The 22,099-nt window shown below is 73.5% G+C and carries 23 protein-coding genes and 1 pseudogene; 13 read left to right on the forward strand and 11 right to left on the reverse strand.

Translation table 11 applies throughout. The annotated features are described in order from the left end of the window. The first annotated feature begins 295 nt into the window (after positions 1 to 295). The gene (locus tag ABGA99_RS24615) at positions 296 to 1,267 is read left to right on the forward strand and encodes a hypothetical protein (RefSeq protein ID WP_347583434.1); all 972 of its coding nucleotides are present in this window, start codon (positions 296 to 298) and stop codon (positions 1,265 to 1,267) included. Between the two features lie 17 nt (positions 1,268 to 1,284). Here the strand turns inward: ABGA99_RS24615 and ABGA99_RS24620 are convergent, their stop codons facing one another. Beyond that, positions 1,285 to 1,887 carry a VTT domain-containing protein gene (locus tag ABGA99_RS24620; protein WP_347579607.1) on the reverse strand — a complete coding sequence of 201 codons (603 nt, stop codon included), beginning with the start codon at positions 1,885 to 1,887 and terminating at the stop codon, positions 1,285 to 1,287. 286 nt (positions 1,888 to 2,173) lie between these two features. Then, positions 2,174 to 4,249: an MDR family MFS transporter gene (locus ABGA99_RS24625; RefSeq protein ID WP_347583435.1), complete on the reverse strand. Its 2,076-nt coding sequence runs from the start codon at positions 4,247 to 4,249 to the stop codon at positions 2,174 to 2,176. 215 nt (positions 4,250 to 4,464) lie between these two features. Here ABGA99_RS24625 and ABGA99_RS24630 point away from each other — a divergent pair, with 215 nt between their 5' ends. Both ABGA99_RS24630 and ABGA99_RS24635 read left to right on the forward strand, forming a co-directional pair. Continuing rightward, a complete protein-coding gene (locus ABGA99_RS24630) occupies positions 4,465 to 5,514 on the forward strand; it encodes a peptidoglycan-binding protein (RefSeq protein WP_347583436.1) in 1,050 nt (349 codons plus the stop codon). A 2-nt stretch (positions 5,515 to 5,516) separates the two neighbouring features. After that, positions 5,517 to 6,182 carry a nitroreductase gene (locus tag ABGA99_RS24635; protein WP_347579527.1) on the forward strand — a complete coding sequence of 222 codons (666 nt, stop codon included), beginning with the start codon at positions 5,517 to 5,519 and terminating at the stop codon, positions 6,180 to 6,182. Between the two features lie 35 nt (positions 6,183 to 6,217). Here ABGA99_RS24635 and ABGA99_RS24640 read toward each other — a convergent pair whose 3' ends face one another. Beyond that, the gene (locus ABGA99_RS24640) at positions 6,218 to 6,952 is read right to left on the reverse strand and encodes an SDR family oxidoreductase (RefSeq protein ID WP_347583437.1); all 735 of its coding nucleotides are present in this window, start codon (positions 6,950 to 6,952) and stop codon (positions 6,218 to 6,220) included. 168 nt (positions 6,953 to 7,120) lie between these two features. Here ABGA99_RS24640 and ABGA99_RS24645 point away from each other — a divergent pair, with 168 nt between their 5' ends. Then, the gene (locus ABGA99_RS24645; RefSeq protein WP_347579525.1) at positions 7,121 to 7,492 is read left to right on the forward strand and encodes a hypothetical protein; all 372 of its coding nucleotides are present in this window, start codon (positions 7,121 to 7,123) and stop codon (positions 7,490 to 7,492) included. 13 nt (positions 7,493 to 7,505) lie between these two features. Here ABGA99_RS24645 and ABGA99_RS24650 read toward each other — a convergent pair. Together ABGA99_RS24650 and ABGA99_RS24655 are read right to left on the reverse strand one after the other, a co-directional pair. Beyond that, a pseudogene (locus tag ABGA99_RS24650) lies at positions 7,506 to 8,348 on the reverse strand (IS5 family transposase). A 351-nt stretch (positions 8,349 to 8,699) separates the two neighbouring features. Further along, entirely contained in the window at positions 8,700 to 9,296 is a 597-nt protein-coding gene (locus ABGA99_RS24655) for an XRE family transcriptional regulator (RefSeq protein ID WP_347579524.1), read from the reverse strand. 91 nt (positions 9,297 to 9,387) lie between these two features. On the opposite strand from ABGA99_RS24655, the gene ABGA99_RS24660 reads away from it, so the two are divergent. Next, positions 9,388 to 10,668 (forward strand): MFS transporter, encoded by a 1,281-nt coding sequence (locus tag ABGA99_RS24660; protein ID WP_347579523.1) that lies wholly within the window; start codon positions 9,388 to 9,390, stop codon positions 10,666 to 10,668. Positions 10,669 to 10,698: 30 nt separating this feature from the next. On the opposite strand, the gene ABGA99_RS24665 is transcribed toward ABGA99_RS24660, so the two are convergent. Continuing rightward, on the reverse strand, positions 10,699 to 11,220 hold the full coding sequence (locus ABGA99_RS24665; protein ID WP_347579522.1) for a hypothetical protein: 522 nt from the start codon (positions 11,218 to 11,220) through the stop codon (positions 10,699 to 10,701). 269 nt (positions 11,221 to 11,489) lie between these two features. Here ABGA99_RS24665 and ABGA99_RS24670 point away from each other — a divergent pair, with 269 nt between their 5' ends. Then, a complete protein-coding gene (locus tag ABGA99_RS24670; protein WP_347579521.1) occupies positions 11,490 to 11,945 on the forward strand; it encodes a nitroreductase family deazaflavin-dependent oxidoreductase in 456 nt (151 codons plus the stop codon). A gap of 93 nt (positions 11,946 to 12,038) precedes the next feature. Here the strand turns inward: ABGA99_RS24670 and ABGA99_RS24675 are convergent, their stop codons facing one another. After that, entirely contained in the window at positions 12,039 to 12,575 is a 537-nt protein-coding gene (locus tag ABGA99_RS24675) for a DUF2087 domain-containing protein (protein ID WP_347579520.1), read from the reverse strand. A 105-nt stretch (positions 12,576 to 12,680) separates the two neighbouring features. Further along, the gene (locus ABGA99_RS24680; protein ID WP_347579519.1) at positions 12,681 to 14,099 is read right to left on the reverse strand and encodes an amidase; all 1,419 of its coding nucleotides are present in this window, start codon (positions 14,097 to 14,099) and stop codon (positions 12,681 to 12,683) included. A gap of 102 nt (positions 14,100 to 14,201) precedes the next feature. On the opposite strand from ABGA99_RS24680, the gene ABGA99_RS24685 reads away from it, so the two are divergent. The 4 genes from ABGA99_RS24685 (at position 14,202) to ABGA99_RS24700 (ending at position 17,270) form a co-directional block, all read left to right on the forward strand. Beyond that, positions 14,202 to 14,795: a TetR/AcrR family transcriptional regulator gene (locus ABGA99_RS24685; RefSeq protein ID WP_347579518.1), complete on the forward strand. Its 594-nt coding sequence runs from the start codon at positions 14,202 to 14,204 to the stop codon at positions 14,793 to 14,795. Positions 14,796 to 14,880: 85 nt separating this feature from the next. Further along, entirely contained in the window at positions 14,881 to 15,543 is a 663-nt protein-coding gene (locus tag ABGA99_RS24690; RefSeq protein WP_347579517.1) for an HAD-IA family hydrolase, read from the forward strand. A 132-nt stretch (positions 15,544 to 15,675) separates the two neighbouring features. Then, a complete protein-coding gene (locus ABGA99_RS24695) occupies positions 15,676 to 16,503 on the forward strand; it encodes a hypothetical protein (RefSeq protein WP_347579516.1) in 828 nt (275 codons plus the stop codon). Positions 16,504 to 16,523: 20 nt separating this feature from the next. Further along, entirely contained in the window at positions 16,524 to 17,270 is a 747-nt protein-coding gene (locus tag ABGA99_RS24700; protein WP_347579515.1) for a hypothetical protein, read from the forward strand. Here the strand turns inward: ABGA99_RS24700 and ABGA99_RS24705 are convergent. Both ABGA99_RS24705 and ABGA99_RS24710 read right to left on the reverse strand, forming a co-directional pair. After that, a complete protein-coding gene (locus tag ABGA99_RS24705) occupies positions 17,260 to 17,841 on the reverse strand; it encodes a TMEM165/GDT1 family protein (RefSeq protein WP_347579514.1) in 582 nt (193 codons plus the stop codon). The two genes, ABGA99_RS24700 and ABGA99_RS24705, sit on opposite strands and share 11 nt — an antisense overlap. 193 nt (positions 17,842 to 18,034) lie before the next feature. Continuing rightward, positions 18,035 to 18,886, reverse strand: a complete 852-nt coding sequence (locus tag ABGA99_RS24710) for an ABC transporter permease (RefSeq protein ID WP_347583453.1) — start codon at positions 18,884 to 18,886, stop codon at positions 18,035 to 18,037. A 184-nt stretch (positions 18,887 to 19,070) separates the two neighbouring features. On the opposite strand from ABGA99_RS24710, the gene ABGA99_RS24715 reads away from it, so the two are divergent. The 3 genes from ABGA99_RS24715 (at position 19,071) to ABGA99_RS24725 (ending at position 21,307) form a co-directional block, all read left to right on the forward strand. Continuing rightward, positions 19,071 to 19,733: an HNH endonuclease family protein gene (locus ABGA99_RS24715; protein ID WP_347583438.1), complete on the forward strand. Its 663-nt coding sequence runs from the start codon at positions 19,071 to 19,073 to the stop codon at positions 19,731 to 19,733. 171 nt (positions 19,734 to 19,904) lie between these two features. Beyond that, positions 19,905 to 20,636, forward strand: coding sequence for a hypothetical protein (locus tag ABGA99_RS24720; protein WP_347579512.1), 732 nt, complete (start codon positions 19,905 to 19,907; stop codon positions 20,634 to 20,636). Beyond that, entirely contained in the window at positions 20,633 to 21,307 is a 675-nt protein-coding gene (locus tag ABGA99_RS24725; RefSeq protein WP_347579511.1) for a hypothetical protein, read from the forward strand. The genes ABGA99_RS24720 and ABGA99_RS24725 overlap by 4 nt, the downstream gene beginning before the upstream one ends. A gap of 268 nt (positions 21,308 to 21,575) precedes the next feature. On the opposite strand, the gene ABGA99_RS24730 is transcribed toward ABGA99_RS24725, so the two are convergent. Continuing rightward, the gene (locus ABGA99_RS24730; RefSeq protein ID WP_347583439.1) at positions 21,576 to 21,920 is read right to left on the reverse strand and encodes an antibiotic biosynthesis monooxygenase; all 345 of its coding nucleotides are present in this window, start codon (positions 21,918 to 21,920) and stop codon (positions 21,576 to 21,578) included. Positions 21,921 to 22,099: the final 179 nt, after the last annotated feature.

Below are 22,099 nucleotides of genomic sequence, written 5' to 3' on the forward strand. Positions count from 1 at the left end.
CCGGACGACCCGCGGCACGGCCTGGACACGGCCGGCTCCGGGGTGGTCCGGTTCTTGGAGGGCGAGCCGGAGCGGTGGGAGAAGAAGGAGACGTACGAGGCGGTGGCCAGGCTATACGGCACCTGAGCCCTGACGCCCTCCGCCCGACGCCCCGCGTCCGACTCCGCGCACCTGACGACCGACGGCCGACAACCGTGGCACAACCGGCCGCGGGGAAGGGGCCGAAGGGCCTCGACCCGGAGGCGGTCGACTCCCTACCCTACTGGCCAGTTGTCACCGGGTGCCGGAGGACCTGATGGAGACGAAACGCTGGGTGGGGCCCGTGCTCGCCGTGGCGTTGGTGGCCGTGGCCGTCGGCTGGGGCGCGGTGTCGCGCTCCGACGGCGGCTCGGCGGGCGGCGATGCGGTGGACAGCGCCGTACGGGACCAGGCGCCGGACCGCTCCCGCTTCACCCCGCCCGACGCCGCCACCCCCCGCCCCGGCGCGTCCGGTTCCGCCTCACCCGGCCCCGGCGCGCCCCCGCGCACCCCGCAGGACGTGCTCTACCTCGGCGACTCCCTCGCCATGGAGGCCCAGGACATCCTCGGCGGACGGCTCGAACGCTCCGCCCGCGTCGGCTCGTACAGCAGCGAGCCCGTCGCCGGGGTGACCGTCTGCGACTACCTCCAGGGCCGCCCCGGCCGCTCCCTCGTCCCGAAGGAGGACAAGGCCGCCGCCCTGGTCAAGGAGCGCGAACCGGGCGTGATCGTGCTGCAGTTCTGGGGCAACACCTGGGGCTACACCCCCTGCATGGAGGGCGTCGAGTGGGGGACGGCCGCGTACTACGAGCGCTACGCGGCCGACCTGCGCGCCCTCACCGGGCAGATCGCCGACGCCGCGCGCGCCGCGGACGTGCCGCGGCCCCGGATCGTCTGGGTGCAGCAGCCGCCCGACGCGCTGCACCCCGACCGGATCGAGCAGGTCAACGCCCTCTACGACGAGCAGGCCGCCGCCGCCGGCGACCTGCTGGCCGACGGTGGCCGTGAACTGCGCGACGACGACGGCAAGTGGACGCAGTACCTGCCGTGCAACGCCTACGAGCAGCGCACCGCCGGCTACTGCACCGGACCCGGCGACACCGCCCGACTGCACCGCGACGACGACCCGTTGCACTTCTGTCTCGCGCCGACCCCCGAAGGCGGGCGGCCGTGCCCGGCCAGGTCCCCGGGTCTTGAGCGCTACACGCGGGCGGTCGCCGACGAGGTCGACGCCTACCTGCGCGGCTGACCCGTCCCCGCCGGCGGTCAGTCGGAGGCGGTCGGCTGTGGGCGCGGCCTGCGGACCAGGTACGCGGCGCCGAGCCCGGCGACGAACAGCGCCAGCACCGACACGCCCGTGGCCAGCCAGCCCGCGCCCAGCCAGCGGCTGCCGAAGTACCCGAGCGTCACGCCGTACGCGGCCCAGAGCAGCCCGGCGAGCGCGGACCACGGCAGGAACTCCCGTACCTGCCGGTGCATCGCGCCCGCACCGAGCATCACGACGCTGCGCCCCGCGGGCGCGAACCGGGCCAGGACGACGATCCCGCCGCCGCGCCGGCCGCTGAGGTGGTGGCCGAGGCGCTCCTGCGCGCGGACCAGCAGGCGGGAGTTGGCGAACTTCTCGCGGCCTCTGCTGGCGAGCCGGAACGCGAGCATGTCGCCGAGCACGGAGGCGGTGGCTGCGCAGAGCATGAGGGCCAGCAGTTCGGCGAGGTGGTCGGCGGCTGGCAGGGTGGCGCCGTTGCGTACGGCGTCGGCCGCGGTGGTGGTGCCGGCGGCGGCGGTGGCGGCCATTATGACCAGCGCGCCACTGGGCAGCAGGGGCAGGAAGACGTCGAGGAGGACGGAGGTGGCGACGATCGCGTACATCCACGGGGTACCGCTCAGTGACCCCACAAACTCCACTGTTCCCCTGCTCCCCGTGTCCCGGCGGTCATTCCGGTGATCCTCTGCCGCGGACGAGAGCGCCGGGCGGATCACAGCGTACGCCTGGGGCGTCGCCGGAATTCGCACGGGGGCACCAGATGTAACCTGCATCACTCCTGAGGGCACGCTCACCTGCTGTCACCCGGATGCCGTACGGCACGGCGTGCCGGGTGCCGCCGTAGGCCAGTCGTTGCGGCCGGCGCACGGCACGGGTGCTGCGGCGTGCCGCTCAAGCAGGGGGTTTCGGCGGGGAGTCCGGGTCGGGCCGCCATTTCTCGACGGCTTCGCCGGGCGGCGCCTCGTGGTCGGAGCCGCACAGCTCGGCCGACAACTGCTCCACCAGCTCGGTGAGGTCCGTGGGCCGGTCGGGCGTCCACCAGTCGCCCAGCATCTCGGCCAGCGCGGCCTGCCGCGCCGTCGCGAGCCGCCGCGCGGCCCTGACGCCCTCCTGCGTACAGAGGATCGGCAGCCCTTCCCGGCGCGTCAGGCCCTCTTCCTCCAACTCCTGTGCCGCGCCGAGGACCACGTCGAGGGGCAGCCCGGTGCGCTCGGCGAGCGCCACCGGCTCGGTGGACTCGTCCCGCTGGACGCGCAGCAGCAGCCAGCTCGACGCGGGCCGCAGGTCCAGGCCGGCGCGGCGGGTGATGTCCTCGTACAACTCCCGCCGCCCCTCGCGGGTGCTGAGCGCGCTCAGGGCGCGGCACACCTCGTCGCGGGGGGAGCGCTCGACGGGGTTGGTGGCGACGGTCTCGCTGCCGTCGGGGACGGTGACGGTGCCGCGCAGGGGGTCCTCGCGCAGGAAGAGCGCGATGAGGAAGGCGAGGAGGGCGACGGGCGCGGCGTAGAGGAAGACGTCGGTGATGGAAGTGGAGTAGGCGTTCACCACTTCCTGCCGCAGGGCGGCGGGCAGCCGGCCGAGGGAGCGCGGATCGGACTCCAGCGACGTGATGCTGATCCCGTCGGGCAGGGACACGCCGCTCAGTTCCGTTTCGAGCTTGTGGCGCAGCCGGCCGCTGAAGACGGTGCCGAAGACGGCGACGCCGAACGACGCGCCGATGGAGCGGAAGAAGGTGGCGCCGGAGGTGGCGACGCCGAGGTCGCCGTACGAGACGGCGTTCTGCACGACGAGCACGAGGACCTGCATGACGAGGCCCAGGCCGAAGCCGAAGACGAAGAAGGAGCCGCTGAGTTCCCCGTCGTTGCTGCCCTGGTGCAGCCGGTGGAGCAGGAGGAGGCCGACGGTGGTGACGGCGGTGCCGAGGACGGGGAAGATCTTCCAGCGGCCGGTGCGGCTGATGAGCTGCCCGGAGCCGGTGGAGGCGATGAGCATGCCGGCGACCATCGGGAGCATGTGGACGCCGGAGGCGGTCGGGGAGACACCGCGGACCACCTGGAGGAAGGTCGGCAGGTAGGTCATGGCGCCGAACATCGCGAAGCCGACGACGAACCCGATGACCGAGCAGAGCGTGAACGTGCGGATGCCGAAGAGCTTCAGCGGGATGACCGGCTCTGCCGCCCGGCGCTCGACCTGGATGAACGCGGTGAGCAGAGCGATCGCCAGCAGCCAGGCCACGGCGACCTGCCAGGAGCCCCACGCCCAGGTCGTACCGCCGAGGGAGGTGACGCCGACGAGGCAGATGGCGAAGGAGGCGATGAGGGCGGTGCCGAGGTAGTCGATGCGGTGCTCGGTGGCGCGGCGCGGGAGGTGCAGGACGACGGCGATGACGACGAGGGCGGCGAGCCCGATGGGCAGGTTGATGTAGAACACCCAGCGCCAGCTCAGGTGCTGGGTGAAGATGCCGCCGAGGAGCGGGCCGAGGACGCTGGTGGCGCCGAAGACGGCCCCGAACAGGCCCTGGTAGCGGCCGCGTTCGCGCGGCGGCACGATGTCGCCGACGATCGCCATCGCCAGCGACATGAGCCCGCCGCCGCCGATGCCCTGCAGCGCGCGGAAGCCGATGAGCTGGCCCATGTTCTGTGCGATGCCGCAGAGCGCGGAGCCGGCGAGGAAGATGACGATGGCGGTCTGGAAGAGCTTCTTCCGGCCGTACTGGTCGCCGAGCTTGCCCCAGAGCGGGGTCCCGGCGGTGGCGGCGAGGAGGTAGGCGGTGACCACCCAGGACAGGTGCTCCAGGCCGCCGAGGTCGCTGACGATCGTGGGCAGGGCGGTGGCGACGATGGTCTGGTCGAGTGCGGCGAGGAGCATCCCGGACAGCAGGGCGCCCATGGACACCAGGACGGCGCGCCGGGGGAGGCCCTGGCCGGGGACCCCGGGGGCGGACGGGGCGCCGGCGGTCTGGGACATGCGCGGCTCCCCTCGGGTGGCGTGACCGTGCGGCGGGCGGTGCTTTTGATGCTCGTGGTGCCGGTGATGCGCGGGTCGTTTGCCTCATAGTCGCCCGGATGCGTCGATACGGCCCGCCGGGGCGGTCCGCTCGGGACGGATTGCGGCCGGGGTGCGGTGCGCAGGGTTCCGCGGGGTCTGCATAATCGCCTCCAGCCCACAGGAGGGGGAGCACGGTGATACCTCGCGCATGCCGCACCTGCGGCGAGCCGCTCCAGGAGCGGGGCGGGCGGGCTTGCGTCTGCGGCGCGGAGGGCGGCGTCGAGGCGAGCGCGGGGGAGGCGCCGGAGCAGGAAAGGCCGCTGCTGCGGCCGTACGTCATGAAGGCGCCGGGTCCGGTGGGGGGATGGGACGGCGAGGACGACGGCGCGCCGGAGGGCTACGGCGAGGGGGCGCCGGAGGCCGGGAGAGGGGAAGCCGCCCCCCTGGGCCCCATCGGCGCCGCACCGGAAGGGCCCGCGGACACCGACCTCGGTCTCTTCGCCGACGACCCGGCCGCGCCGCGCGCCGCCCGGGATCCGTACGACGCGGACGACCCCCGCGGCCCGTACGACCCGCGCCGCCGCGGCGAGCGCCTCGCCGCCCGCCGGCGCCGGCGGATGACGCTGGTCCTCACGGTCGGCGGCGTCGTGGCCGCACTCAGCGTCGGACTGCTGGGCTCCGGGCTGTTCTCGGACGACGGGGAAGACGACCGCGCCGTACCGAAGCCGGACTCCATCACCGCCGTCCCCACCGGCGGCGGCACGAAGCCCGGCCCCGACGACGCGCACAGCGGCGCCCCCAGCGCTCCCGCGGACGGCGACGACCCGGCGGAGCCCAGCGCCACCGAAGACTCCGACCGCCCCGGCACCGCCTCGGGCGACCCGGACGCGGCACCGACCGAGCGCACCGAAGCCGGCCAGGTCACCGCCGCCCCGCCCGGCTCCGGCTCCGACCCCACCACGCCCGCCGACCCCGACCCCGGCGCCACCTCCGACGACCCGGACCCGCCCCCGCCGCCGCCCACGCTGCGGGAGGGCGATTCGGGCCGGGAGGTCGCCGAGATGCAGGAGAGGCTCGACGACGCGGGCTACGAGAACTTTCTGGACGCCGACGGCCAGTACGGGCGCTTCACGCGGCTGGCGGTCGAGCGCTTCCAGCGGGACAACGACATCGACGGCGACGAACGCGGCGTCTACGGCCCGGAGACGCGCCGCGCGCTGGAGTCCATGACGAAGGAACCCTGAACGTGGACGTATACGAGGCCGTGGACAGCCGCCGGGCCGTACGGGCGTTCAGCGACGAGCCCGTCCCCAAGGAGGTTCTCGAACGGGTGCTGTCCGCCGCCGGCCGCGCCCCGTCGAGCGGGAACCTCCAGCCGTGGCATCTGTACGTCGTCACCGGTGACCCGCTGGCCGGCCTGAAGGAGCGCGCGACGGCCAGGGCGCTGGCCGGGGACCCGGGCGACGAGCGGGAGTACCCGATGTACCCGGCCGAACTGGGCCCGCCGTACCGGGACCGGTTCACCGCCGCGGCGGCCCAGCGGTACGCGGCGCTGGGCATCGAGCGCGACGACCCCGGGAGGCCGCAGAAGATCGCCGCCCTCAACGCGGGGGCGTTCGGGGCCCCGGTCGTCCTGTTCTGCTATCTCGACCGCACGATGGGGCCGGGGCAGTGGGCGGACGCGGGGATGTATCTGCAGACGGTCATGCTGCTGCTGCGGGCGGAGGGGCTGCACAGTTGCCCCCAGGTGATGTGGACGATGTACCGCCGGACCGTCGCCGAGGCGGTCGGGGCCGGTGACGGGCTCGTGCTGCTGTGCGGCGTCGCGGTCGGCCACGCGAAGGCGGGCGTGCCGCCGCTGCGTACGGACCGGGCGGACCCGGCGGAGACGGTGACCTTCGTGGGAGCCTGACGGGCCGGGCGCAGGCGCGGGATGCGGACGGTCCTTCAGTCGGATGCCTGTTCGAAGTGGAACGCCTTGATGAAGCAGTCCCGGGGCTGTCCGAGGGCGAAGAACACGCACTCGGCGACCGAGTGGGCCGTCAGCATGTCCGCGGAGCCGCGCGGCGTGCTCTCCCACTCCGGGGACAGCGGATCGGGGTTGGCGAAGTCCGGCGGGTAGAGCGAGATGACCCGCACTCCCCGGGGCCGTAGCCGCGCGGAGAGGATGTCGGCGAAGCCGGCCTGTGCGCTCTTGGCGGCGTAGAAGGCGTCGTGTGCGTCGGAGCGCCGGTGGGCCGGGAGCCCGGCGGCGGAGATCATGTTGACGATGTCCGGCCTGTCGGACGCGAGCAGCAGCGGCAGCAGGCGCTTGACGACGAGGATCGTGCCGGTCGCCCCGGCGGACACGGTGTCGATCACGTCCTCGTCGGTGGCGGAGAGGAGATCCGGCCCGCCCAGCCAGCGGGCGCCGTTGTTGACCAGCACGTCCACCCGGTCGGTGCGCCGGGCCACGTCGGCGGCGAACTGCCGGATCGAGGCGGGGTCCGCCAGGTCGCAGGCGAGGGCGTGCACCTGTGCGTGGCCGAGGTCGCCGATCTCGTCCGCCACCCGCCGCGACGCCGCCAGGCTGCGGGAGGACACGAAGACCTCGGCACCCTCCCGGGCGAAACGGATGGCGAGAGTCCGGCCGAAGTCGCGGGACGCACCGGTGATGACGACGCGTTGCCGTTCGAAGCCCATGTGGTTGCCTGCCGCCCCTGGAGTGTCCGTGCTGCCTGCCGCCCTGCTGTGATCGGGTACGCCGACACCATCACAAGCCGGCCGGGCAGGGGAACGAGACCTTCGGCCTAGGCCGTCTCTTCCGGATCACCTTTCAGCGGTCTTGTCCGGCCTGGATACGGTGACGGCATGACGACAATCCTGCGGCACCCCCGACCTGGATTCATGTGGGATTGGTGGGCGGTGGACGCTCAGGGGTTCCTCGTGCAGTTCAGTGGCGGGCCGGCTCCTGAGCATCTGCTGGTGCATGTGGATCGTGTCGACGCCGCAGCTGCATGGGCCGAGGAGAACCGTCCCGCATGGTTCAACGATGTTCCCCCATCGCTTCACACCTTCAACTGCAACGGCGAGCTGCCGGTCTACACCCGCAGCAGCGTCCCGAACTCCCCGTTGCGGCTGTCCGACGCCCCGGCGGCCATCGCCGACGTTGCGGCCCTGGTTGAACTGCACAAGGCAGTGGGAGACTCCTGGACGATCTACCTTGACGAGGGCTGGGTCTAGGCAGCCGCTGGAGTTACCTGTCTGACCAGATGAAGATGGCGGCGATGTGGAGTCCGGCAAGGTAGCTGGTGGCGGTCTTGTCATAGCGGGTGGCCAGGCCGCGCCACTGCTTGAGCTTGTTGATGCACCGCTCGACGGTGTTGCGCTGCTTGTAGGTCTGGCGGTCCAGGGTGCGGGGCCTGCCGCCGGCACGGCCTCGGCGCTTGCGGTTGTCCTGCTGGTCGACGGGCTCGGGGATGACCGCCCGGATGCCGCGCCGACGGAGCTGGGTGCGGATCGCGCGGGACGAATACGCCCTATCGGCCAGGACCAGCTCCGGCGTTGTTCTGGGTCGGCCGACCCGTCGGGGCACCCGAAGGCGCGCCATAACGTTGGGGAATGCGGGTGCGTCACCCGCCTGACCAGGCGTAAGGACGAAGGTGAGCGGGCGGCAGCGACTGTCGGCTGCGAGGTGGATCTTGGTGGTCAGTCCGCCGCGGGACCGTCCGAGGGCGTGATCAACCGGCTCGCCGGCCGCAGCCCCTTTTGACGGGCCCCGGCGGCGTGCTGGTGGGCACGGACGATCGTGGAGTCGACCGCGACGGCCCAGTCGAGGTCGCCTCGGTGTCGGCCTGGGCGAGCAGGGCGGTGAAGACCTTCTCCCATGTGCCGTCGGCGGCCCATCTCCGCAGGCGGTTGTGGGCGCCCTTCCATGAGCCGAAGTGCTCGGGCAGGTCCATCCAGGTGTCCCGGTGCGGTACTTGAACGCGATTGCGTCGATCACCTGCCGGTGATCACGCCACCGCCCGCCCCGCTTCGGAGTCCTATCCGGTAGCAATGGCTCGATCCTCGCCCACTGGGCGTCAGTCAACGACACACCAGCCCAACGATCAGATGGTCGGAAGGCTACTGCTCAACTTCCTTGGCGCTGCTGACGCTCTCGACGTCGCCGCACGCGCCTGGCGTACTGCCCAGCCTGCGACCTCTGCGCGCGATCAATCGAAAGCACCTGGGGATCTGCCGCGCGCTCGTACAGCTCAACCTCGAAGGAGTCTGCGTCCACCTCGACCAGACGAGCCAGGGCATCCCGATCCTGCTCAGCCGTCGGACGTGCTCGGACCTCGTCCCTCCACACCCGACCGCTCGCCTCGGCTTCGTCCACCTCCCCAATATATGTGCGCGCGGCAGCGTGCGAAGTCCGCCCGCCCCAAGATCCGGAAGAGACGGCCTAGGTCCTCCGGCCCCCGCCGCCCCCGGCGGTGCGGAGGTGGATGCGCTCGCCGGACTTGCCGAAGAGGCTGAGGACGTCGACGGGGCCGCGGCCCGCGGCGCCGAACCAGTGCGGGATCCGGCAGTCGAACTCGGCGGCTTCGCCCGCGGTCATGACGAAGTCGCGGTCGGCGAGCCGTACGCGCAGCCGCCCGCGCAGCACGTAGAGCCATTCGTGCCCGGCGTGGGTCCGCAGATGGGGTTCCTTGTCGTGGGCCGGAATGGTCATCTTGTACGCGCGCGGTTCGCCCTGCTGCCGGGACAGCGGGATCAGCACCCGGCCGTCCCGGGTGGTGGGCCGCTGGGGCACCCGCGGGTCGACGATGCGGGGCGCGGCGACGATCTCGTCGAGCGGGATGCCGAGGGCCGCGGTGACCGGCAGGAGCAGTTCGAGGCTCGGCTTGCGCCGACCCGACTCCAGCCGGGACAGCGTGCTGGTCGAGATGCCGGTGGTGCGGGCGAGGGCGGCGAGGCTGACGCCCCTGGCCTCACGGGCGCGGCGCAGCCGCGGGGCGATCTGGTCGATGACGGCGCCGACGCTGGGCTGGTCGTCCATGGGGCGCAGTCAATCAACGCGTCCCGGAATCGGCAACGGAAGTTGTCGTTTCCGAACGGACGGACGGACGCTGCCCGCGGAGGTGGTCGACGTGCGGACGGCGCAGGACGACGGATTCACCGGGGCCGACGGTTCCGGAAAGGTGCACGGGGGCAGTGGGCCGGGGCCGGCGGCGACGGCCCGGAGCGGCCGGCCGGACCGGCTGCCCGCGGGGGTGTATCTCCTCGCCTTCAGCCTGTTCGCCATGGGGACCGCGGAGTTCCTGCTCGCCGGCGTGCTGCCGGCCGTGGCCGCCGATCTGGACGTCACGCTCTCCTCCGCCGGGTTCCTGATCACCGCGTTCGCCCTGGGCGTCGTGCTCGGCGGGCCGCCGTTCGCGGTGCTCAGCCTGCGCTGGCCGCGGCGTAGAGCGCTGGTGGCGACGCAGAGCGTCTTCGCCGTGAGCATCGCCGTCGGGCTGCTGGGCGGCTACGAGGTCCTGCTGCTGACGCGGGTGGTCTCCGGCGTCGCGTACGCGGGCTTCTTCGCCGTGGCGTCGGTGACCGCGATCAGCCTGGTCACCCCGGACCGCAACGCCCGCGCGTCGGCCGTCGTGGTCAGCGGGCTCAGCGTGGCGATGATCGCCGGTGGTCCGGCCGGGACGCTGCTCAGCCACTTCATCCAGTGGCAGGGCGGCTTCTGGGTCGTCATCGCCCTCACGCTGGCGGGGGCGGCCGGCTGCTTCGCCGGCGTTCCCGCCGCGGCCCGGCCGGGGGCGCCGGACGCGCGGCCGAGCGTGTCGCGGGAGCTGGCCACGATGCGTGACCCGTACCTGTGGCGCATCTACGCGATCACCGTGCTGACCACCGCGGCGTACATGATCACGTTCAACTACCTCGCGGCCATGCTCGCCGAGGTCACCGCCCTGCCCGAGGTCTGGATCCCCGCCGTCCTCGCCCTCTTCGGGATCGGCGCCTTCGCCGGCCTCTCGATCGGCGGACGCATCTCCGACCGGCGGCCCCACACCGCGCTGCTGGCCGGCGCGGCGGCGATCGTGCTGCTGTCGCTGGTGATGACCGTCGCGGTCCGGCACGCCTGGGCGGCGATCCCCACCGTGTGCGTCCTCGGCATCGCGGCATTCGTCCTCAACCCCGCTCTCTACGGGCGCGTCTTCGCGATCGCGGCGGACGCGCCGACGCTCGCCGGGGCCACCACGGTCTCGGCCTTCCAACTGGGCATCAGCGGCACGCCGGTCCTCGCGGCGGCCGTGCTGACCCGGGGCGCGGACCTCACCGCGGTCTGCCTGGTCGGCGCCGCACTCGCCGCGTGCGCGGTCCCGCTGATCCTCGCCGACCGCGCGCGTGCGGGGCGGGCGGAGGACGGCGCCGGCTGACGCCGCGGGGACCGCGCACGCACGGTGCCCCTACTCCGCCGGGAAGAGCCGCAGTTTCGCGGTGTTCCCGGTGAGGGTGAGGACGGCGACGGACAACTCGTTGACGGTGGAGGCGCCGCCCTGGTCGGGGCGCTGGCCCAGGAGGCTGGAGGTGAAGCCGGTCGCGTCGGTGGACGTCAGGTCCACGCCCTCGGCGCCGACGCCGGTCACCTGGAACGGGCCCGCCCGCAGGCTCGGGACCGCCGGGATCTCGGTGCCCTCCTCGACGACGACCGTGCAGCTTCCGTCCGTACACGCCTCCAACTCGGCCTGCGTCGACGGTTTCAGCGGCTTCGCGGAGGCCGGCGACGGCGGCGGGGTCGTGGGTGTCGGCGTGGGCGTCGGGGATGCGGGGGAGGGGGCGGCCGCACGCGAGGGTGACTCCGGCCCGGACGCCTTCGCGTCGTCCGCGTCGGAGCCGCAGCCGGTCAGCGCGGCGGTGAGGGCCAGGAGGGCGACCGTCCCCGCCGCGGCGCGTGCCGTGCGGCGGGTGGTCGATTCCGATGTGGTCATGGCGGCGTTCTACCGCCGCCCGCCCGGGTGGGGTCCCCGGGCGCCCGCGGCGCATCGGACCGTGCGGTTCGTGGCCGTTCCCCCGGGACGGGCAAGCCGCCGGGTCAAGGCGTGTTCTGCGCGGCGGACTTGACGTGCCGGGCTCCGGCGGCAGGGGCACCGGTCGTGGGAAAGGTGTGCGGAGAACGTCGAGGGCGGCGTGCCTGCTTCGTCCCCGGGGCGGGTGCGGTCAATCTGGGCGCACCAGCCGTACCCGAAGGAGCGCCGCCATGGCCACCGCAGAAGACCTCGACCGCGCCACCGACTCGCAGTGGGACTGGGTCGCCGAGCACACCCGTACGTACCTCGCCTCCGGCGGCACCGAGGGCCACGAGCGCGACGGCGTGTACACGCTCGTGCTCGCCACCACCGGGCGGCGGACCGGGACGCCCCGCCGTAACGCGCTGATCTACGGCACCGCGGGCGACGACTACGTGGTCGTCGCCTCCAAGGGCGGCGCCGACGAGGACCCGGCGTGGTTGCGGAACCTGGTGGCGGAGCCCAGCGTCGGAGTGCAGGTCGGCACCCGGCGGTTCACCGCGCGGGCGCGGGTCGCGTCCGCGGCCGAGCGCCCGGCGCTCTGGGAGCAGATGGCGGGCATCTTCCCGCTGTACGAGGAGTACGCGCGGAAGACCGCCCGCGAGATCCCGGTCGTTCTCCTCACCCCGCTGGACGGGCCCCGTTGACCTGAAGTCCGGTCGAGCTTCCAGGTTCGGGTGCGCCGATGCCGACGTACCCGGGAGGAACGGCCATGAGGACGCCGGTGCTGGGAAGGTCCGTCAGACGCGTGCGTATGCGGTGCCTGACTCGTTCCGCCGCAGCAGCCCCTCGTCCACCAGGGCGCGGCGCAGGCTCACCCAGTCGTCCAGCCATTCGCCGCAGAGGGCGTTGACCTTCGCCTCGGAGTACGTCACGCCGGGCTCGAACGAGTCCGTCACCACCGCCAGCACCCGGCCCCGTACCTCCGCGTCTCCCGGGATCGACGTCAGCCGGCCGCGGCGGAAGTACCCGCCCGCGCCGTCGCCCCCGCCCCGGCCGGTGAGCCGGGCCTCGGCCCGGACCGCGAGCCGGAAGGTGTCATCGCGCAGCGTGTACGTGCGGGTTGCGGCGTCGAAGGCGGCGATCCGGCCGTCGGTGAGCTTCTGGAGCGCCGCGGCGGCGGCCGGGGGGCGGAGCCCGGTGCGGGCGGCGACGTCGGTCACCGAGGTCGCGCCGAGGGCGAGGGCGGCGTAGACGGCGCGGCGGTCGGTCTGGGCGAGGAGGCCGACGAGGTCGCGGCAGGAGGGCGGGTGTTCCTCGGTGGGGGCGGTGTCCATGGGGCGTCCGTTCCGTCGTGGTGCCGGGGTCGTCCCGTACACGTATCGCGATCCCGGGCAGCTTCGAAAGGCGTTTTTCCCGGCCTCACCCGGCCTCACCCGGCCTCACCCGGCCTCCGGGCCGACCGGCGTCAGCACCCCGAGCCGGTCCTCGACCGCCTGCGCCGCCTCCAGGCACAGGTCCTCCCGGAACGCCCGCCCGGCGATCTGCACGCCCACGGGCAGGCCGTCCACGACACCCGTCGGTACGGCCACGGCCGGCACCCCCGCGAAGCTCGTCGCGCTGCACAGCCGCATCGCCGAGGCGACCCGGTCCCGGCCCGCCCGGTCGCGGGACTCCAGGCCCGGCTCGACGGGCGGCTCGGTGAACGACGGGCCCAGCAACAGCGGGTAGGCGTCGAGGAATTCGGCCCACGAGCGGCGAACGGACATCCACGTGCCCATCAGCGCCACCAGTTCGTCCGCGGTCGCGGGCGGGGTCTGTTCCATCGCCATCGCGAGGTAGCGGTCCCCGCCCTCGCCGAGCAGCGTCCGCACCGCCGGCCAGGCCGGGGCGAACTCGGTGACGGTCAGGCGCCCGTACGCCTCCAGCGTCTCGTCCAGCCGCGGTACGTCCGCCACCTCGCGCACCGCGTACCCCGCGTCGCGCAGTGCCTCGGCCGCGGTCTCGACGGCCCCGCGGATCGCGGGGTGGACGCCGCGGCCGCCCGGGTCCGCCACGACCGCGACCGGCAGCGGTCCGGGGAGCGCTTCGCCGTACGGCGGCACCGGTACGGCCCTGGGGTCGCGCGGGTCGGTTCCGGCCAGCGCCTCGTACGCCAGCCGCAGGTCGGCCACCGTGCGGGCCAGCGGTCCTTCCGTGACCAGCACCTGGGACGCCGGGCCGGGGTCGTCCGGGCCGAGCACGCGGTGGTCCGCCGGGATGCGGCCCGTGGACGGCTTCAGCCCGGCCACGCCGCAGAACTGGGCCGGGATGCGCACCGAGCCCCCGGAGTCGTTGCCGAGCCCCAGCGCCGCCATGCCCGTGGCCACGGCGACCGCGTCGCCGCCGCTGGAGCCGCCCGGGGTGCGGCCGGTGTCCCACGGGTTGACGGTGTCGCCGAAGAGCTCGCTGCGCGTGTGCATCCCCGCCAGGATCAGGGTGGGAACGTTGGCGTGTCCGATAGGGATGGCCCCGGCCGCGCGCAGCCGTGCCACCGCAGGCGCGTCGGCCGCCGCCACGAGATCGCGGAAGCGCTTCACGCCGAACGTGGTGGGCACCCCCTCGACGGGGGTGCTCTCCTTCACCGTGAACGGCACGCCCGCCAGCGGCCCCAGCGCCGCACCGGCGGACCGCAGGCGGTCCGTCCGTGCCGCGGCCTCGCGTGCGCTCTCCGCGAGGAGCTGGGTGACCGCGTTCACCCGCGGGTTGATCTCGGCGATGCGGTCGAGGTGGCTGTCGACCAGCTCGACGGCCGAGACATCTGCGGCGCGTACGGCCTCCGCCTGTGCTGCGGCCGTCATCTTCCACAGGTCGTCCGGCATGGCTCCTCCTCTTCCTCCCCACGTTCCGATGCGTCCGCATCGGAACGGTCACCGTACCCTGGATCCGATACGCGCGCATCGAATAAGGAGGCGGCCGGAAGCATGCCCAGACAGGTGGATCACGTGAGCCGGCGCCGCACTATCGCCGAGGCCGTCTGCCGCCTCGCCGGCGAACGCGGCCTGGAGGGTGTGACCCTGCGCGACGTCGCGGCCCGCGCCGAGGTGTCCATGGGCGCCGTGCAGCGGTGCTTCCGTACCAAGGAAGAGATGCTGGTGTTCGCGCTCGGGTACGTGAGCGAGCGGGTCGGTGAGCGCGTACGGGCCCGCCTGGTCCGGAGCCCGGCCCAGTCGGCGGGTACGGCGCTGGGGCACGCCGCCGCGGAGGTGTCCCTGCTCGGGGACGAGAACCGCGCCGAGGCCAGGGTCTGGCTCGCCTTCGTGGCGCAGGCGGCCGTGAGCGACGCGCTCGCCGGGACGCTGAGGGCGAACTACGCGGGCGTGCACGAGGTGTTCGTCCGCCTCCTCGCGGAAGCCGGCGAGGACGCCGGGCGGGACGTGCCCCTCGATCCGCAGCGCGAGGCCCGTGCGCTCCTCGCCCTCGCGGACGGCCTCACCGTGCACGTCCTCGTGGGTCATCTCACCCCGCACGAGGCGCACGACGTTCTCCACGCGCACCTGGCCGGCCTCTGGGGGTGAGCCGGGTCATACCGCTCTTGGCGTGGGGTGCGCCGTTTTGTATCGTGGGGGAACAAACACGGTTCTCCACCCCTGGGGGTTACGTATGGGCAGGCCCACGGACATAGGTGTCTTCAAGGCACTGCTCCTCGACATGGACGGTACGCTCCTCCACTCCGACGCCGTCGTCGAGCGCATCTGGCGCCGCTGGGCCACCGAGAACGGCAAGGACCCCGAGGAGATCCTGCGCCACGCCCACGGGCGGCAGGCGCACGCCACCATGGCGCACCTCTTCCCCGAGCGGCCCGTCGAGCAGAACCTCGCGGACAACGCGCGCATGCTCGCCTGGGAGACCGCCGACACCGACGGCATCGTGCCCGTGCCCGGTGCGCCGGAGTTCATGGCGGGTCTGGCCGGCCTGCCGCACGCGCTCGTCACGTCCGCCGACCGGGCGCTGTCGCAGGCGCGGATGGCGGCCGCCGGGCTGCCGGTGCCGGCGATCTCCATCACGGCGGAGTGCGTGAGTGCGAGCAAGCCGGACCCGGAGGGGTTCCTCAAGGGGGCCGCCGATCTGGGGTTCGCGCCGGCCGACTGCGTCGTCTTCGAGGACGCGGCGGCGGGTATCGCGGCGGCGCGGGCGGCCGGGATGCGGGTCGTGGGGGTCGGGCCGCGGGCGGCGACGGAGGGGACGGACCTGCACGTGGAGACGCTGGCGGGGGTGCGGGTCCGGCCGCTGGGCGGCGGCGCGCTGCGACTGACGCTCGCGTAGGCGGGGAGCGGCTGCTGGCGCGGACTGTTCGCTGATGCGTTCGGTGCCGGCCGGGTGCGGGCAAAGCGCCCCTTCTCCGGCATCCCACGGTGTACGGTCATCGGCCACGGCGAGCCGAGACTGGGGTGACGGATGGGGAGCCGGATTCGCTACTGGACCGAGCGGACCGCCCTGGCCGCGGTCGCCACGGCGGGCATTCTGGTGCCGGTCGCCGAACTCGTCGGGCTGATCGACGAGTTGTCTCCGGCCGCTCTGGCGAAGCTCACCCTCGTCATCCTGAGCACGGTCACGTTGTTCCTCCTGCTGGAGATCGACCGTCTCGGAGTGCTCGACAAGGTCTGGCAGCTGCTGCGCCCGCTCGATCTCGACGGCGAGGCGAGCAGGTTCCGCCAGGAGCGCTACGGCGGCATCGTGCGGGTGCACGACCACTTTCCCGAGGAGACGTTCACCGCCTTCCTGGAGGACGCCCGCCGCGAGGTGACGATCCTCCAGACCTGGGTGCCGAACCTGCACCGGTTCACGTGGGCGCTGAAGAAGGCCCTCGTCGACCGGCAGGTCCAGGTGAACGTCCTGCTGCTGCACCCGATGTCGCCCGTCGCGCAGCTGCGCGAGGAGGCGTTGCGGCGCGACCCCGCCCGCCGGGAGCGGGTGCGGGACAACGTCAACGAGTGCCTGTGCATCCTCGCGGAGTTGTCGCAGGAGCTTGAGGGGCGGGACCGGGCCAGGCTGCGGGTGCGGGTGTACAACTCCCTGCCGTCGATCGCCGTGTACAAGGCCGACGACCACTATCTCGTCAGCTCGTTTCTCCACGGCCAACTGGCCATCGACTCCTCCCAGACCGAGATCGACGGCGACGACACCACCATGGGCCGAGGGGTGCGGCGGGAGCTGGACGAGCTGTGGCGGATCGGGCGGGACGTGGACCTCGACGACTGGCGCGGATCGACCGACACCCTGTGACCCGCGGAAGGCGGCACGCCATGCATGAACTGGACGAGTTCGAGGACGCACTCATCGAGCGGTTCAGGGACCACCCCGTCCTTGCGCACGCCACGCTCCTCCCGGACGACGACTTCGCCGCGATCCTGCTCCAGCGCCGCTTCGTGTCGCTCGCGTTCACCCCGGCCTACGACCTGGCGATCGACCTGCTGCAGGACGAGGCGGGACGGCGGATCGCCCGGGTCATCCTGCGCGAGGAGTACCCCGACGGCAGCGGGCACGCGCCGTCGCACCGTGAGGACATGGTGGCGGACCTGCTCCGGCTCGGGGTGTCCAGGCGGGTCCTGGTGGGGACCGGGCCGACGGCGGCGACGAAGAAGATCATCGGTGACACCTTCGAGCTGATCGCCGACGCGGGCCGGCACGAGGACTCCGACCTGCGCCTGCTGACACTCCTGCGCTTCTGGGGCGAGGTGCTGGTGTCCGTCGAATACGGCCGTCTGTGGCCGCGCATGGAGCCGCTGCTGACGCACGAGGGCGAGAACCGGTCCCGCTTCTACCACCCCCACCACGTGCACGACGCGAAGACCCACCCGCTCTCGGCCGTGTCCCTGCTGTCCGGCTCCCACGCCGATCGCCTGGCGGCGCGGCTGGGCGAACTCCTCTCCCGCGAGACGTCGACCGAGGTCTTCAGGGCGGTCGAGGAGCGGGCCCTGCAGCTCAAACTGGGCTTCTACGACCAGTTCCGGCCGGCGGTGGAACGGGTCGGGGCCGGGCTCACCCGCTGATCGCCTCGTAGATGCTGAAGCCCGCCAGGACCAGCATCACTCCCGCCGCCACCTTGGTGATCAGCTTCAGCGGCACGTAGCGCATCAGTGTCCGTCCGCCCAGGATGCCGATGGCCGCCACCGCCCACAGCGCCAGCACCGCGCCGATGCCGACCGACAGCCAGTCGTCGTAGCGCGCGGCCAGGTTCGCGGTCATGATCTGCGTCAGGTCGCCGAACTCGGCGACCAGGATCAGCATGAAGCCCGCCCCCGCTACCTTCAGGAAGCTCTGGTCGGCGGGGGCCCTGACCTCTTCCTCGTCGTCGTCCTTCTTCAGCAGCAGGACCAGCGCGCCGGCCAGGAACAGCGCGCCGACGATCGCCTGCACCGGCCGCTGGGGGAGCTGGGCGAGCAGGCTGCCGGCGGCGATGGCGAGGCTGACGTGGACGACGAAGGCGGCGGCGACGCCGGCGAAGACGTAGGAGGCGCGGTAGCGGGTGCCGAGCATGAGGCCGGCGAGCGCGGTCTTGTCGGGGAGTTCGGCGAGGAAGACGACGCCGAAGACGATCGCGACGGTGCTGAGGCTGAGCAAGGTTCCTACTCTCGGTCGGGCGCCGTACCGAGAGCGTAAGCGCGGGGGCAGACCTCGGCACGGCAGCGTCAACGGACACTGCGGCCGAAGGTCTCGCCGGCGCGGACGCACCGCGGCCTCTCGGCCGTGCGGTTCCGCGCTCCGGGCGCCGGCCCAGCGGGCTGGGCAGTATGTCGACGACACCGGCTGAGGGCTACTCCCCTTCAGACGTCCCCGAGTGTAGGCGATGCACCCGGCCGCGGGCGACCAGCTCCAGCACCACCGCGACCGCCACCGCCTGCACCGCCACGAGCGCGACCAGCACGAAGAGCTGTACGGCGCCGGCCTCGACGGGCGACGCGCCGCCCAGCAGCATGCCGACGTAGGCGCCGGGGAGGGTGACCAGACCCACGGTGCGCGTCTGGTCGAGACCCGGGATCAGGGCGTCGGAGGCGGCCGGGCGGGCTATCTCCAGTCGGGCCTCGTGCTCCAGGAAACCCAGCGCGAGGGCCGCCTCCACCTCGCCGTGCCGGGCCGTCAGCTCGTCGAGGGCGCGGCGGCCGGCGAGTACGGTGCCGGTCAGCGCGCCGCCGATGAGGATGCCGCTGACGGGAACGAGGGCGATGTCGTCGACCGCGACGAGGCCGGTGAGCAGCAGCGTGGCGACGACCGGGGTGACGCCGGTGGCGAGGGGGACGGCGGCCCAGCGCCAGGTGCGGTTGTGGGTGATGCGGCGGCCCGCGGTCCAGGTGGCGACGGCGAACATCAGGCCCACGAACGCGAGAAGCAGGGGCACGGCGCGTACGACGTAGCCGATGACGAGCGAGACGACGGCGAGTGGGGCGGCGGCGCGCAGTCCCGCGGTGGCGATGGCGCGCGCGTGTGGTGAGCCCCCGAGGCGTATTCGGCTCTTCCCGCCCCCTCGTCTCCCGCCGCCGGCACCGCCTTTTCCGCTCTGCCGGTGTGCCTGTCCCTCGCCGAGCCGGGCCACCGCGGCGACGGTGACGGCGGCGGTCAACAGGGCGGTGAGCACGGCCGCGAGGGTGACGTCGACGGGCAACACCAGCCGAGCGTAGTCCGGTCGGGGGGTGGCGACGCCGGGGGCGTGGCGAGGGCGACCCCGGTACGCGGTCTTGCGGATGACATGGCCATGTCCTCAAGGTGTTACCTGGTGCCTGCAGAAACGACACTTCGCGGCGCCAAGATCCACGTGCACGTGCACAACACCCCCCATAGATCCGGGAGTTCGTATGTCCGGCATTTCTCAGCGGCCGCTCGCGCGGCTGAAGGTCTACGCGCGTCACCTCGCCGCGCCGCTCGCGGCGGCGGCGCTGCTGCTGACCGCGGCACCCAGCGCGCAGGCGGAACCGCCCGCCCCGCCCGGCCCCGGCACCGCCCTCGGCTACCTCGGGGAGATCACCACCGCGCCCGAGGGCTCCTCCGACGGCTACGACCGCGACCTCTTCCCGCACTGGAGCACCCAGTCCGGGGCCTGCAACACCCGCGAGGTCGTCCTCGAACGGGACGGCGAGAACGTCGAGCAGGACGCGAGTTGCGCCGCCGTCAGCGGTTCGTGGTACTCCCCGTACGACGGCGCGACCTGGACCCAGGCCTCCGACGTCGACATCGACCACATGGTGCCGCTCGCCGAGGCCTGGCGCTCCGGCGCCAGCGCGTGGAGCACCGACGAGCGCGAGCAGTTCGCCAACGACCTCGACGTCGCGCAACTGCTCGCGGTGACCGACAACGTCAACCAGTCCAAGAGCGACAAGGACCCGGCGGAGTGGATGCCGCCGTCGACCGGCTACCACTGCACCTACGCGAGCATGTGGGTGTGGGTCAAGCACACGTACGACCTGACCGCCGACGAGGCGGAGAAGGCGAAGCTGGAGTCCGTCCTCTCCGGCTGCTGACGGCCCGAGGGCCCGAAGGCCCGGCGGCCCGGCGGCACGCGGGCGCGGCGCGGAACCCCCGCGCCGCGCACCGCCGTCGGGCCGCCCCGGACCGCCCGTCGCCGCGTGCGCGGGCCGGCGGGTGTCGTACGGCCCGTGTTTGCGGCCGGAGATACGGGCTAACCGCCTTCTATGACTGTGTGGCTGATCATCATCGTGGTCGTGGCCGCCGTCGCAGCAGCGGCCGTGTTACTGATGCGCACCGGCGGCGGCATCGCCGCCCTCGGCCTGCCCGGCGGGCCGAGAGGGCTGCGGCGGCGCTTCGGGCCGGAGTACGACCGGACCGTCGAGCGGCATGACGGCGACCGCAGGGCCGCCGAGAAGGAACTGGCCCGGCGCGTCCGCAAGTACGGCAAGCTGCGGACCGTACGGCTCGATGCCGCGGCCCGTGAGCGGTACGACGCCGAGTGGAGCCTGATCCAGCAGCGCTTCGTCGACTCGCCCGCCCACGCCGCCGCCGAGGCCGACCGACTCGTCGCCCGGCTCGCCGGCGACCTCGGCTATCCCGCCGAGGAGTACGACGAGCGGGTCTCGGCCCTTTCCGTCCACCACCCGCGGCACATCGGCGACTACCGCCGGCTGCACCGGCTCGCCCAGCGCGAACCCGGCCGGACGGGCGCGGAGCCGCCCACGGAGGAGGCCCGCACCGCGTTGCTCCACACCCGGGAGCTGTACACCGAACTCGTCGGCCGGCCCGGCACCTCCGCCACCCTCCCGAAGGCGCCGGAGGCGCCCGGGACCCCGGAGACCGAGAAGACCGCGTCCTCGACCCGTGAGCGCGGCGGGGGGCGCCGGCTGGCCGACCGCGTGCACGTGCCGTGGGGGCCGCGCCGCGGCGACGGCCGGGACGGGGGCGCGTCGTGACCGGCACGCGGAAAGGCGACGAGGCGGTGGCCCGTCCGGCCGGCGGCTCCGGAGACCGGGAGGGTGAGAACACCGGGGCGGCAGCGGGAGGAGGCACGGGGCCGGGGAGCGGCACGGGCGGGGACACGCCCGACGGGCGCGGCGCGGCGGCGGAGCCCGGCCCTCCCGGAGCCGGGGAGCCGGCCCGTACCGAGTCCTCCGGCGTCCTCGCACCGGCGGACCCGGCGGCCGAGGCGAAGGGCAGCCCCGCGACCACCGATCCCGTGGCGACCGCGGAACCCGTGGCCGCGGACCCGGTGGCGATCGCGGACCCCGTGGCCCCCGCCCCCGCGACCCCCGCGGCTGCGGCGGCCGGGTCCGCGGCCGACGACGACCGCGAGACGGGCGGCCCGCTCATGGTGCCGTCCGAGCGGGACGAGTGGGGGGACCGGCTGCACCGGGCGACGGGTCGCTTCGTGGACGACCCGCCGGGCGCCGTCGACGACGCCTGCGTCGTCCTCGGCGATCTCGGGGAGCGCATCGCCGCGCTTCTCGCGGAGCGCCGCGACGCCTGCCGGGACCTGACCCGCAGCGCCCGCGCCGCCGAGGGCGCCGCGAACGCCGAGACCGAGCGTCTGCGCCTCGCGCTCCGCGACTCCCGTGACCTCGCGGAGCGGTTGCTGACGTCATAGAGCCCTGCCGCGGGCCCCTGCGCCCACCCGGTCGCCCACCTCCCTAGGGGCCCGCGGCAGTCACATCCCCGGGCCCGGCCTGCCGGACCGAGGCGGGACCTGTGCGGCCGGGCCCGGGACCCATGACCGTACGAACCGACCGCGGGGGGCAGGCACGGCGGGCAGGGCGGACCGCACGTATGACGGGCCGTTCCCGCCCTCCCGGCTGCCACGCCCGCCCGCCGCCCGCCGAGGCGGGTCCTCGGCGGTGCTCCCCGGGGCCGGGCCGTCACGCCTGGGCCGCAGTGCCCTCCGGGCCCGCCTGCTGGACGACCTCGAACGTCCAGACCTCCGAGTCCGTCGCCGCCGGCCGCCGCTGCTCCCCGTCGCCGCCCGCGTCCCCGCGGTGCGCGGCCTTCATCGAACCCTCCATCCAGGCCCGGAAGTCCTCCTCGCTGCGCCAGCGGGTGTAGACGAGATACCGGTCGGACCCCTCCAGCGGGCGCAGCAACTCGAACCACTCGAAGCCGTCCGCGCTCTCCACCAGGCCGGCGCGGGCGGCGAAGCGCTTCTCCAGCACCTCCCGCTGCTCGGCGGGGACGGTCAGGACATTGATCTTCACCACGCTGGGCACAGTCACCTCTCAGCCGACGGGGCGCGTCTCACAGCGTCGTACGCGCCGTCTTCTCCTGTCGTCAGCGTAGGCGGGGTGAGGCGGGCCGACGCGGGGGAGCCGCCCCGACGGCGTGCCTCCGGCAGGTGCATGTCGCCGGGCATCCGGGTGAGCATCCGGTATTTGTATGTTTTTCGGGT

The organism is Streptomyces sp. B5E4 (assembly GCF_039871555.1).
GTDB lineage: Bacteria > Actinomycetota > Actinomycetes > Streptomycetales > Streptomycetaceae > Streptomyces.

Bases quoted from the DNA above. Each gene is read 5' to 3' on its own strand.
- ABGA99_RS24665 (WP_347579522.1), bottom strand. From the start codon at position 11,220: ATGACCACATCGGAATCGACCACCCGCCGCACGGCACGCGCCGCGGCG.
- ABGA99_RS24685 (WP_347579518.1), top strand. From the start codon at position 14,202: ATGCCCAGACAGGTGGATCACGTGAGCCGGCGCCGCACTATCGCCGAG.
- ABGA99_RS24680 (WP_347579519.1), bottom strand. From the start codon at position 14,099: ATGCCGGACGACCTGTGGAAGATGACGGCCGCAGCACAGGCGGAGGCC.
- ABGA99_RS24645 (WP_347579525.1), top strand. From the start codon at position 7,121: ATGACGACAATCCTGCGGCACCCCCGACCTGGATTCATGTGGGATTGG.
- ABGA99_RS24695 (WP_347579516.1), top strand. From the start codon at position 15,676: ATGGGGAGCCGGATTCGCTACTGGACCGAGCGGACCGCCCTGGCCGCG.
- ABGA99_RS24720 (WP_347579512.1), top strand. From the start codon at position 19,905: ATGACTGTGTGGCTGATCATCATCGTGGTCGTGGCCGCCGTCGCAGCA.
- ABGA99_RS24615 (WP_347583434.1), top strand. From the start codon at position 296: ATGGAGACGAAACGCTGGGTGGGGCCCGTGCTCGCCGTGGCGTTGGTG.
- ABGA99_RS24715 (WP_347583438.1), top strand. From the start codon at position 19,071: ATGTCCGGCATTTCTCAGCGGCCGCTCGCGCGGCTGAAGGTCTACGCG.
- ABGA99_RS24655 (WP_347579524.1), bottom strand. From the start codon at position 9,296: ATGGACGACCAGCCCAGCGTCGGCGCCGTCATCGACCAGATCGCCCCG.
- ABGA99_RS24700 (WP_347579515.1), top strand. From the start codon at position 16,524: ATGCATGAACTGGACGAGTTCGAGGACGCACTCATCGAGCGGTTCAGG.
- ABGA99_RS24670 (WP_347579521.1), top strand. From the start codon at position 11,490: ATGGCCACCGCAGAAGACCTCGACCGCGCCACCGACTCGCAGTGGGAC.
- ABGA99_RS24625 (WP_347583435.1), bottom strand. From the start codon at position 4,249: ATGTCCCAGACCGCCGGCGCCCCGTCCGCCCCCGGGGTCCCCGGCCAG.
- ABGA99_RS24675 (WP_347579520.1), bottom strand. From the start codon at position 12,575: ATGGACACCGCCCCCACCGAGGAACACCCGCCCTCCTGCCGCGACCTC.
- ABGA99_RS24690 (WP_347579517.1), top strand. From the start codon at position 14,881: ATGGGCAGGCCCACGGACATAGGTGTCTTCAAGGCACTGCTCCTCGAC.
- ABGA99_RS24620 (WP_347579607.1), bottom strand. From the start codon at position 1,887: ATGTACGCGATCGTCGCCACCTCCGTCCTCCTCGACGTCTTCCTGCCC.
- ABGA99_RS24640 (WP_347583437.1), bottom strand. From the start codon at position 6,952: ATGGGCTTCGAACGGCAACGCGTCGTCATCACCGGTGCGTCCCGCGAC.